Origin of the sequence: Limosilactobacillus antri DSM 16041, from assembly GCF_000160835.1 — a bacterium.
Lineage (GTDB): Bacteria > Bacillota > Bacilli > Lactobacillales > Lactobacillaceae > Limosilactobacillus > Limosilactobacillus antri.
Window position 1 is genome coordinate 96041 of record NZ_GG700734.1, and the last position, 12435, is coordinate 108475.

At 48.2% G+C, this 12435-nt stretch carries 7 protein-coding genes; all 7 read left to right on the forward strand.

Features of this window, described 5'->3' with window-relative positions:
• The first annotated feature begins 33 nt into the window (after positions 1-33).
• The 7 genes from HMPREF0494_RS07940 to rfbC all read left to right on the forward strand — a co-directional run bounded on the left by HMPREF0494_RS07940 (position 34) and on the right by rfbC (position 12433).
• Positions 34-906: a hypothetical protein gene (locus tag HMPREF0494_RS07940; RefSeq protein WP_040458957.1), complete on the forward strand. Its 873-nt coding sequence runs from the start codon at positions 34-36 to the stop codon at positions 904-906.
• 451 nt (positions 907-1357) lie between these two features.
• Positions 1358-2470 (forward strand): KxYKxGKxW signal peptide domain-containing protein, encoded by a 1113-nt coding sequence (locus tag HMPREF0494_RS07950; protein WP_007124438.1) that lies wholly within the window; start codon positions 1358-1360, stop codon positions 2468-2470.
• 29 nt (positions 2471-2499) lie between these two features.
• Entirely contained in the window at positions 2500-5277 is a 2778-nt protein-coding gene (locus HMPREF0494_RS07955; RefSeq protein ID WP_225430205.1) for a C40 family peptidase, read from the forward strand.
• Positions 5278-5604: 327 nt separating this feature from the next.
• Positions 5605-7914, forward strand: a complete 2310-nt coding sequence (locus HMPREF0494_RS07960; protein ID WP_007124440.1) for a glycoside hydrolase family 73 protein — start codon at positions 5605-5607, stop codon at positions 7912-7914.
• A gap of 358 nt (positions 7915-8272) precedes the next feature.
• A complete protein-coding gene (locus tag HMPREF0494_RS07965; RefSeq protein ID WP_007124441.1) occupies positions 8273-10867 on the forward strand; it encodes a glycoside hydrolase family 73 protein in 2595 nt (864 codons plus the stop codon).
• 106 nt (positions 10868-10973) lie between these two features.
• Positions 10974-11843 carry a glucose-1-phosphate thymidylyltransferase RfbA gene (gene rfbA, locus HMPREF0494_RS07970; RefSeq protein WP_040458959.1) on the forward strand — a complete coding sequence of 290 codons (870 nt, stop codon included), beginning with the start codon at positions 10974-10976 and terminating at the stop codon, positions 11841-11843.
• Between the two features lie 14 nt (positions 11844-11857).
• Positions 11858-12433 (forward strand): dTDP-4-dehydrorhamnose 3,5-epimerase, encoded by a 576-nt coding sequence (gene rfbC / locus HMPREF0494_RS07975; RefSeq protein WP_007124443.1) that lies wholly within the window; start codon positions 11858-11860, stop codon positions 12431-12433.
• Positions 12434-12435: the final 2 nt, after the last annotated feature.

Consider the following 12435-nt stretch of genomic DNA (forward strand, 5'->3'; position numbering starts at 1 on the left):
TAATAACCCGTAGAACATTTGGAGAGATGGAATTTGACACAACAATATAAAGTCAGCTATTTACTAAGCCTAAATTATGATGACCTTTTGACCCTGCTAAATAACTATCGGAACCAGTACTACCAGCTGCAGAAACTGAATCAGGAACTGCCATCAACTAAGTACCAGGATGAACTTGCTTTGTATAAGCAAGCATTATATCTGCAAAGTAAGTACGCAACTGCTCACGACAAGGAGCACTACAACAGTTTAAAATCACAAATTGCAGCTTTACAGCAAGAAAGGGAAAAGCTGACGACCCCAATCAATAAGAAACCATTTATTATCGGTACGATTATTGGGACTATTCTTACGTTTGGCGGTATTTTAATCATCTTATTAATTGCTTTTCTCATTTGGAAAATTATGCAGAATTCAAAAGCGGAGAAAATAAAGGCGATTGACACCAAGCTTGCTAAGCTTAATGAGGAGTTAATCTCAAGTGCCCAGGAACTTGATGCAGAGATTGATTCTGCCTATGAGAATTCTTGCTTCGATCTCATTAATGAATTAAGCGGTTTAGATAGTAGTGAAGATAGTAGCGTAGCAACTGCTAGCAATAGTTCGACCGGTTCCGCAGATTCATCACCATATGTGGAATGGAAGGAAGAGTTTAACAAGACAATTGCAAAAAACGATCCCAAATACCTCCGCCTAAAAAAGCTTGCTGACCAGGAAATAGCAGAGAATCAAGTATTACAGACAAAACAGCAGGAATGTGAAGAACAGTTTATTCAACTTCCGGGTGAATTTGCTAATAATATTGCGTTTGTCGATTTCGCAATTAACGAGTTAAACGCGTCGCAAGCGATGTCCTGGCGAGAACTGGTGAGGGATTATAAATCACCGTTAAAGGCTGATATGTGAGAATTTTAGAGGAGGGCACAATAATGCGACTCATTTTAACTATTGTAATTATCTTTTTACTGTTCAAAGCTTTCTACAAACCATCAAGTAATAGTAACAATTCAAAGTTCAATTATCGGATTGCGTTAAGCGACCCCTTAACCGGAGCCAGTAAATATTTATCAAAAATTGACGGGATTAATAACACGTTTAAGTATACCGAAAATGAGGAGGAGACCCTTATCTTTAAGGACCTCCAGTATACTAAACAGATTTTAGCCTCCCTCCCGGCAAACCTTTACCCACGGATTGAAGTAAGGAAGCACCTTTTTTGGTCTCAGCTAAAGTAGTCCCGGGCGCGGCAAGCAATTTTTTCATTCAATGCAGAAATTGTTAGTTAAATGTAAAATTCAAAAAAGCAAGAGAGTATAATAAACCTTGTTAATTTAATCAAGAAGTTGGGGGAGACACAATGGAAGAGAAAAAACACTTTAAGCTGTTCAAAGCCGGCAAAAAGTGGTGCACGATGGCGATCGCCACTCTGGCGGTGGCAGCCGGCACGGCCGTAATGGCGGGCACCGCTTCGGCTGATGAGGCGGTCCCGGCAACCGCAAGTCAGCCGGTACAAACAGCGCAGGTGGCTAACGGCCAAAGTGCGACCGGTACAGCTGACCAAGCAGCTAGTCCGGCCAACCCGGTAACGGGGAACGACAAGCAGACTAGCCAACAGCCGCAACGGCAGGTTGACTACCGGACCCCAGTCAACGCCGGGAATGTTGACGGCGCCAGCGCGGACAAGGATGGCGATGTTGTCTTTAATGGTTGGCACGCAACTAACCAGTATCAGGAGGGGATGCACCACTTTGTCATCGTCCTTGACGGCGGCAACAACCACGAGTTATACCGGCATGAGGTGACGACCGTTGAACGGCCCGACATTGACAAGGCTTATCCCAAGGCACCAATTGCTGGCCAGGGCGGTTTTACCATTGCGGTACCAGCTGACCGGCTGAATGGTGCTAACTCCCTGCAGCTGGTTTCGCGCTACACAAGCGACGCGGCCGGGAATCCGGCTGGCGGCAGCGATTACTGGTTCCCAGTTGTAACCACTAAGGCCGGCTGGCTGGATCAGTTTAAAGTTGACGGCAACCAAATCACTGTTTCTGGCTGGCACGTCGATGACCAGGCCGCTAGCAAGACTGAGCATACGGTAATTCTCTGGGACAAGACGAAGGGCCGGGAAGTCGCTCGGACGACGGTAGATAATGTTGCCAGTGCTGATTTGCCTAAAGTTGGCTATGCTACGGTCGCTAATGGTGCCCAAGCCCGCTTCACGGCTAGTTTTACCATTACGCCAGCTATGATGGGTGACGAATTTACCATCGTTAGCCGGTATAACAAGCCGGGCCAGCAGGATAATAACACTTCTGACCTGTGGCTGGGCAGCTTAAAGATTAACAAGACCGGAAATGCTGGCTATCTGGATAATTTCTCCGTCGATAAGGCTAACAAGAAGATTAATGTTTCCGGCTGGCACGCGGATGATATGTCAGCGGCAGAACCAACCCATACGTTAATCCTGTAACTAATAAGGAAGTAACGCGAAAAGACGTGGTGACGGTCGCCAGCCCTGACATTGCTCATGCTTACCGGAATGTTTATAACGCGGGGAAGAGCCGCTTTAACGTTCAATTTGATTTAACCCCGGCTATTCTTAACCACCAGCTGGAAATCATCAGCCGGTACAGTCAGGCGGGCAAGGGCAATGATAGTGGCCATTATTCAGACTACTGGTTTAACAACAATCGGTTAAGTCTAACTACTAATAAGCAGGGACACCTCGACCAGTTTTACCTGGATAAGGCGAATAAGAAGGTGGTAATTAGTGGTTGGCACGCCGATGACGCCAGTGCGTTGATGCCGACCCACTTTATTACCCTGTACGATAAGACAACGGGCAAAGAGTTGGCCCACCAGATTGTCAAAAACATTGCTAGTCCAGACATTGCCACATACCAGGCCGGGATTGCGAACGCCGGCCAGTCACGTTTTAGTACGAGTTTTGAGATTACACCTGAAATGGTTGGCCACCAGTTGATGGTCATTAGCCGGTACAGTGATTCTACTAGTGAAGATGATTATGGCCACCATTCTGATTACCAGTTTAACAACGAACTGCTAAACTTTAGTGTCAACCAGGCTGCCCATTTGGACAAGTTTACGATTGACCAGGCGGCCGGCAAGGTGAATATTTCTGGCTGGCACGCCGACGATGCGTCTATCTATATGCCCGGTCACTTCATTATTCTGTTTGATAAAACCGCTAACCGCGAAATCGCCCACCAGCAAGTAGCGCCAGTGGCCAGTCCTGATATTGCCCATACCGCTTACGGAAGCATTGCCAATGCGGCGCAGTGCCGGTTCAACATTTCGTTCGACATCGTTCCCGAAATGGTCGGCCACGACTTATTGGTGATTAGCCGGTACAGTAATTCCAATACCAATCGTTATGGTTCGGCGACGTCCGATTACTGGTTTAGCAACCAAACGGTTAACTTCCCGGTTAAGCAGCAGGCCTACTTGGAGAACTTTCGGATTGACAAGGCGGCCAATAAGGTTTACGTCAGTGGGTGGCACGCTGATGATGCGTCGGTATATATGCCGGGTCATTACGTCATCCTGTTCGACAAGACCGCTGGGCGTGAAATAGCTCATAAGCTAGTATCGGTGACGGCTAGTCCGGATATTATGAAGGCTACCCACATTACAAATTCTGAGAAGGCCCGCTTTAATACGAGTTTTGACATTACACCAGAGATGGTTGGACATGAACTGGAAGTTATTAGTCGTTACAGCAACTCCGATACTGAGAATTACGGTACTGCGACGTCAGATTACTGGTTCAGCAACCAGACGGTTAACTTTGCGGTTAACCAAAAGGCCTACCTCGAGCAGTTCAGTCTTGATGCAGCTAACCGGAAGATTAACGTGAGCGGTTGGCACGCCGATGACGCCACGGTTTATTATAAGCCGGATGGTCACTACGTCATTCTCTTTGATAAGACCGCTAACCATGAAGTTGCTCACCAGCTGGTTCCAGTAACCGCCAGTCCGGACATTGCTAAATTTACTAATATTGCGAACGCCGATCGGACGCGGTTCAGCACGAGTTTTGATATTACCCCGGCAATGCTGAACCATACTTTGGTTGTCATTAGCCGTTACAGCAATTCGGACACTAAGGACTACGGTACCGCGACGTCTGATTACTGGTTTAATAACCAAATTAATCTGAACCAGCAAAATGGTTGGCTTGATAGCCTTAGCCAAGACGGCACGACCATTTCGGCGGCTGGTTGGCACGTGGCCAACTCGGTAGTTGGGCAACCCCATCATGTAATCCTCTTATGGGACTACTCTAGGAACCGCGAAGTTGCACGGCATGAAGTAAAAAACGTTGCCAGTCCTGACCTGGCATCTAGTCAGGGGAACTATTTAAACGCTCCTCAGGCCCGCTTCAGCACCAGCTTTACGGTGGACCCAAGCATGGTTCACGACTGCTTCGGGATTATCAGCCGTTACAGCAACCAAGCTGATGGTGAAGGCTCGACCAGTCAATTATGGCTGACTAATCGCTACCTGAACGCTTACCAGAACCCGTCCTGGATGTACCAGGTTAACTACCAGCAGATCCAGGCTAACCCGTCCGAAGTGGGTCACAACATCGGCCCTGGCTACGAGGGGGTTAAGACCTGGTTCATTAAGAGTCGGCTGGGGACCGCTAACATTCATAACCAGTACACCATGGGCGACGCTTACGCGATTATGAACATTCAGCGCAGTCACGGCTTGCCCGCAACCGGTTGGGTTGACCTGCCAACCTGGCGGGCACTAGGCTACTCTGACGACCTCTGGTACGGGATTGACAGTTACGTTCAACCGCTCCAGGTGACGAACCCAGCGGCTGGTCGACAGGCCCACATCGAAGCGATGATTAACGCTGCTTACCAATACATGGGCAAGCCATGGTGGGCCGGCTGTTCCTCTGCACCCGCTTGGGGTGTCGACTGCTCCGGTTTAGTGATGCAGGCACTATACGCGGCCGGGATTAACCCGACCTCGGCTAGTTCCACCCACCACGGCTATCCGGGCAACGAATGGAACTCACGGGACCTCTTTACGGATCCGCACTTCGCCAACGTCGGCTGGAACGACCGTCAACGGGGCGACCTGGTCTTCTACTATGAACCGGGGACGCGGACGATTTGGCACGTTGCCATCCTCCTGGATCCAAACACGGTAATTGAAAGCTGGCCGCCGTCAGTGATGGTTCAGCCGATTACAAATGGTCAGCGGAACGTGATTGCCGGAATTCGTCGGGTCTTTGCTTAGCTCATTAGGGATTTAAGATTACTAATTGGGAGTGAGGCTGGGAGAAAACTGTTTTCTCCCAGCCTCTTGCTAGTTCTTAACTATTACAAAGATAACGTGGAAAATAACCACAAGGCTAGTGTCTAACGCCGCGCAGCAAGGCTATTTGCCTACGAACGCTAGCCATACGCCTTGTCGAGGAGGTTATTTTCCACTCCCATTTTATTTCACCCTTTTGCCCTTTTATAAACTTCCTGTAACTTCGCTGTAATTTTGCAATGGTACCATAGTCAATGGTGTTTAAGTTAGATTATTAGTTTTTAAGATTTGAGGGAAAAGTTTTAAGCAATGAAAAACAAGAAACAATCACGAGTTAAAATCGTTTTACCTGTTTTATTTACCTTTGGTGCGTCCCTGATGTTCTTCCAGGCCGATGCCCAAGCCGATAGCAGTCAGTCTGCCGATGCAAACACACAGGTAGTGGCTACTACTGACGCAAATACACAAAACAATAATTCTCAGGACTTAAATGTAAGTACGAGTCAAAATAGCGCTCAAGCCCAGGTCTACACCCAAAGTGCCGTGGCTGCCAACCAGAATACGAATGACAGCAACGCTAATAATGACGGTGCCGTTAGTCTGAGTGATAGTGCCGTACAAGCGGCCGCTAATAAGCCGGTTGTGGAAACCAACCCAGGCTACTCCACCAGTCAATACAACGTTACGGCGCAGCCAGTGAACGCTGCCAATGGCGGCAATGGTGCGGCGAGCCTCAACACGGCCGGCCTGACCGCCGCCCAGAAGGCCTTCTTGGATTCGATTCATGATGGTGCCATCTCCACTTGGAAGCAGTATGGGGTTTTGCCTTCCTTGACGGCTGCTCAGGCAATCATCGAGAGTGGTTGGGGCCAGTCCAGCTTGGCTTCCCAATACCACAACCTGTTTGGGATCAAGGGTTCCTACAACGGGCATAGTGTGACCCTGCCGACGCGGGAAGTTTACGGTGGGACCAGCGTGATGATTAACGACGCTTTCCGGGCCTACGAAAATAACTCCCAGTCCGTCCAGGATCACGGTTACTTCCTGGTTGCCAACAGCCGTTACCACAACCTGCTGTGGAAGACCAACTACCGGGACGTGACCTACCTGATCCGGGCCGATGGTTACGCGACCGACCCGAGCTACACGACTACCCTGAACTCCGTAATTGAACGTTACGGTTTGACGGCTTGGGACCGGGAAGCCTTTGATACCAACACCGGTCACGTTGACGATTTGTCAGTACGCGGTGACCAGCTCCATGTTGCTGGCTGGCACGTTGCTAGCGGTACGAACGGCAATATGCACCACTTCATTATTTTGCTTGATGGCAACACCAACCAGGAATTATATCGTCAGGATATCTCCAAGACTTACCGTCAGGACATTCAGAATCTGTATTCTAATACCGGTGCGGCTGGCTGGAGTGGTTTTGATATAAGTATCCCATACACCAGTGCTTTTGCTGGGCGCAACATTACGGTTGTTTCCCGTTACACTAATGATGCTTCAGGTGAACAAAACGGCGGTCGGGATATGTTCTTTACCCCGGTTTCGCTGGATGCCAATGTGGCTGCCCTTGATAAGATGTCTTTAGACCCAACGACCGGTAACATTAACATCAACGGCTGGCACGCTGCCGATAACAGCTTAGGGAAGAAGTACCACTACATCATTATTTTTGATGGTTCTAAGCAGACCGAGCTGGGGCGCTACCTAGTAACTAACGTGGCGCGTCCTGACGTTGCCAGTTCTTTTTCTGGCCTGTACAATGCTGCTAACTCAGGCTTTAGTTTGAAGCTGAAGTTTAATCCGGCACTAGCGGGCGACCAAATTCAGGTCATTTCCCGGTACACGGATGATCCCGCCGGGAATGGCAACACGGTTGATTACTGGTTCGCCCCGAAGACGTTTAATACCAACGCGGCCTACTTGGAAAACTTTAAGATTAATGGCGACCAGCTTCATATTTCCGGCTGGCACGCCGCTGACCAGAGTGTCGGCAAGAAGTACCATTATATTATTGTGTTTGACAAGACCACGGGGAAGGAAATCAGCCGCTACCGGGTCGCAAATAAGGACCGAGAAGACATTGCAAAGGCACAAGTCAATGTCTACAACGCTGGTCAGTCCGGTTTCGACATTAACGTTCCACTGACAGCCGGAATGATTGGTGACCAAATCCAGGTTATTTCCCGGTACACGGATGACCCGGCCGGGAATGGCAACACGGTTGACTACTGGTTTGCACCACAGACCTTCAACCAAAACCTGGCTAACCTGGACCAAGTGACGGTTGAAAACAACCAGCTTGATCTTGCCGGCTGGCACGCAACGGATCAAGGCATCAATAAGCCATACCACTTCATCATTTTATATGATTGGACTACTGGTAAAGAAGTTCAACGGCAACTGGTGGAAAACTTTGCCCGTCCAGATGTCGCTAATGCCTTCGCCGTTTACAACGCTGAAAAGTCCGGCTTTAAGGTCAGCTTACCAGTGGATTCAGCGCTTAGCGGTCATCGTTTGCAAGTGATTTCGCGTTACAGCGACTCTGCTAACGGTGAGGGCAACCACATCGATTACTGGTTTGAACCAATTAACGTTACAATTAAATAACCAAATATGGAAGTGGAAAACAACCTCCTCGACAAGGCGTATGGATAACCTAGAACGATAGTTGGCACGGTACGGGCCGGCTAGCGTTCGTAGTTATACACTAGCCTTGTGGTTGCGACACGAAGTTAGCCTGTAGGTTTTCCACGTTATCTTTGTAATAGTTAAGAACTAGCAGGAGGCTGGTGAGAAAAATAGTTTTCTCCCAGCCCCTTTCCTATTTTAAATGCGATAATGAGGCAGATAAAATCATAAATGCTTTGTCCTCCTTAATTTAGTTTAAGAACTGATTGAAAGCCTACGGAATTGTGTTATTCTGTGCTTGTAGTAGTTGGTGTTTTCTTTACTGGGAGGGTGAAAAATGCTAGGTTATCCACATAAGAATATTAAAGTCGTGCTGCCAGTTATCTTTACTTTTGGTGCGACCCTGTTGCTGCTACAGTCCCCAGGGTATGCTGATAGTAATCAGGGAGTTACCAGCAATAATGTGGCCACTGTCGAAAATGTTGCCTCAAATACGACAGCCAATCGTAGCCAAACGGTAACGCTGGCAAGTCAAGGAACAGCTGCAACCACAACTGATAACGCGGTTAGTTTAACTGATGATGCTGTTCAAGCCGCTAACAAAAAACTAGTAGTCAGTGGGGAACCAGTTCTTACGACTAGTCAGTACACAACAACAGCAGCAGCGGTCGATAGAGTCGGCACCGGAGCTATAAATACAAGTCAATTAACTCCAGCCGAAATTGCTTTTCTTAATAGTATTCATACCGGAGCCATTCAAACTTGGCACCAATATGGTGTTTTACCATCATTAACTGCGGCCCAGGCCATTATCGAGAGCAAGTGGGGCCAATCATCTTTGGCTGCACAATACCATAACCTTTTCGGTATTAAGGGCTCCTTTAACGGGCACAGTGTTTATTTGCCGACTAACGAGGATTATGGTGGGGGAGTTGTAATAATTACTGCTCCGTTCAGAGTCTACGATAATAATGCACAGTCGCTAGAAGATCATGGCCGGTTCTTTGTAGACAATAGCCGTTACCATAACTTACTCTGGAAAACTAATTATCGTGACGTTACTTATCTAGTTAAAGCTGATGGTTACGCAACGGCCCCTAATTATACTGCAGTGTTGAATAGTGTGATCGAATCATATGGCCTTAACGCCTGGGATCGTGAAGCTGTCGATATTAATGATGGCTACATTGATGATTTATCGGTACATGCTGATGGTAAATTATACGTTAGTGGCTGGCACGCGACGAATGGTTACAGTTCAAATATGTACCACTTCATTATTTTATTAGACGGTAATGGACGTGAATTATACCGTACGGAAGTAAATGGCAGTTATCGGCAGGATATTCAAAATGTATACCCGAATGCCAAAATTGCTGGCTGGGGCGGCTTTAGCATAGCAATTCCATATACCAAGGTGTTTGCTGGACAGAGTATTCAAGTAGTTTCTCGGTATACTTATGATGGTCATGGCGAACCCAACGGTGGGAAAGATTTATGGTTTGTGCCGGTAACACTAAATGCGAATGCTGCCAACCTAGATAATATGTCCATAGATGCTAAAACAGGCAATCTTGGTGTTGCAGGATGGCATGCGGCAGACGCAAGTTTAGGGAAAAATTATCACTATGTCATTGTTTACGATAGTTCTAAGCAAGTCGAATTAGGCCGGTTTTTGGTAGATAATTATGTTCGAAATGATGTCGAACGGGCTTATCCAGGGATTTATAATGCTGCCCATTCTGGATTTAAGCTAAATGTTAAGTTTTCGCCGGCACTAGCTGGTGATCAAATTCAGATTATTTCGCGGCACAGTAGCTCTCAAGACGGTAATAGTGATTATGTTGATTATTGGTTTGCCCCCAAGACGTTTACGGCTAACAAGGCTTGGTTGGATAATTATAGTATCCAAGGTAACAATTTGAACGTTAGCGGTTGGCATGCTGCTGACCAGAGTGTGGGCAAGAAGTACCATTACGTAATTGTCTTTGACGCAACGAAGCACCAAGAAATCACTCGTCGTTTAGTTCCATCCGCTAGCCGAAGTGACGTTGAGGGGGCATACCCGAATGTCTATGGTTCTGGTAATTCGGGCTTTAGTGTGGATATTCCATTGACGCCTGCTATGACGAATGGGGACCAGATTCAGGCGATCTCACGTTATACTAACGATAAATATGGTAATACCGATTATATTGATTATTGGTTTGCACCCAAAACTTTTACTGCTAACAAAGCGTCCCTTGATAGCTATCGTATTCAAGGCGAAAGCCTAAATGTTGGTGGTTGGCATGCGACTGACCAGAGTGTGGGGAAAAAGTACCACTATGTTATCGTTTACGATGCAACTAAGAAGCAGGAAATTACTCGGCAGTTAGCGCCAACCTTTAATCGTGCCGATGTTGAACAAGCATACCCCAATGTTTATGGCTCTGGAAAGGCTGCCTTTAGTGTTAACGTTCCATTGACGTCGGCAATGACCAATGGTGATCAAATTCAAATTATTTCGCGTTACACCGATGATAAATACGGCAATGGTGACTACATCGATTACTGGTTTGCACCCAAAACTTTTGTAGCCAATCAAGCTTGCTTAGATAATTTTAAGGTTAGCGGTAATCAAATTCAGATTGCTGGCTGGCACGCTGCCGACCAAAGTGTGGGTAAGCCCTACCACTACATCATCCTTTTTGATGCGACTACTGGTCACGAGGTTAAACGGCAACTGGTTCAACCTGCTGCCCGGCCTGACGTTGCCCAAGCTAATAGTATTTATAATGCTGGACAATCCGGCTTTAACCTTACCATGGATGTCGATCCAGCACTGAGCGGCCACCGTCTCCAGATTATTTCTCGTTACAGTGACGCTGTTAGCGGTGAGGGCAACCACATCGATTACTGGTTTGAACCAATCAACGTTACAATTAAATAACTACGAAAGTCGGGGAATGCCCGGCTTTTTTAGTTAGTTTTAATCATTCCAAGTGCCTAAGTGTGCTAAAATTAAACATGGATTTTGGCATTTTAAGGAGGCCATTATGAAAGGAATTATTTTAGCTGGCGGGTCGGGAACCCGCCTGTACCCGATTACCCGGGGAATTTCAAAGCAGCTGATTCCAGTTTATGATAAGCCAATGGTGTACTACCCCTTGTCAACCCTGATGTTGGCGGGGATTCGTGACATCCTGGTGATCTCTACTCCGGAATTTATGCCACTGTTCAAGAGCCTGCTGGGTGACGGCTCCGAACTGGGGTTGCACTTCTCCTACAAGGTTCAAGAAAAGCCAAACGGACTGGCCGAGGCCTTCATTTTGGGTGAAGACTTTATCGGCGACGACAGCGTCTGCCTGATCTTAGGCGACAACATCTACTACGGCGCTGGCTTATCCGACCTGGTTCAGTCGGCGGCGAAGAAGACTGACGGTGCGACCGTCTTTGGCTACCACGTCAACGATCCGGAGCGCTTCGGCGTGGTCGACTTCGACGACCAGATGCACGCCCTGTCGATCGAAGAAAAGCCGGCCCACCCGAAGAGCAACTACGCGGTCACCGGTCTCTACTTCTACGACAACGACGTGGTGGACATTGCCAAGCACATCCAGCCGTCCGCCCGGGGCGAACTGGAGATTACCGACGTCAATAAGGAATACCTGCGCCGGGGCAAGCTCGACGTCAAGCTGATGGGGCGGGGCTACGCCTGGTTGGATACCGGGACCCATGATTCCATGCTGGAGGCGGCCAACTTCATCGCCACGATTGAACGGCGGCAGAACCTCAAGGTCGCGGCCCTCGAAGAAATTGCCTACCGTATGGGCTACATCGACAGGGACCAGCTGGTCAAGCTGGCCCAACCGTTAAAGAAGAATGATTACGGCCAATACCTCCTGCGATTGGCCAAGGAAGATTAAGGAGCGAGTAATTAATGTCATTAAAAGTGATTGATACCTCATTACCAGATGCTAAGATTGTGGAAACCGACGTCTTCGGCGACCACCGGGGCTTCTTTACCGAAACTTACACCAAGAACAAGTTTGAAGCAGCTGGAATTAACGTTGAATTCACCCAGGACAACCAGTCACTGTCCGTGGAACCGGGGGTCCTGCGGGGGATGCACTACCAGCTGGCACCGTACTCCCAAACCAAGTTGCTGCGGGCCGTTACCGGGGCGATTTACGACGTTATCGTCGACATCCGGAAGGGGTCGCCAGCTTACGGCAAGTGGGAAGGCTTTATCCTGAGTGAATACAACCACCGCCAGCTCCTGGTTCCCAAGGGCTTTGCGCACGGTTTCGTGACCCTGACGCCGAACGTCAACGTGGCCTACAAGGTCGACGGCTACTACGCACCGGAAGCTGACCGTGGAATTGCCTTTGATGACCCTGACCTGGACATCAAGTGGCCAATGCCGGTTGACCACCTGATTCTCTCCGAAAAGGATCAGCACCACCCAGCATTCAAGGACGCCGAAATTAACTTCACTTACGGGGAGGACAAGTAAAT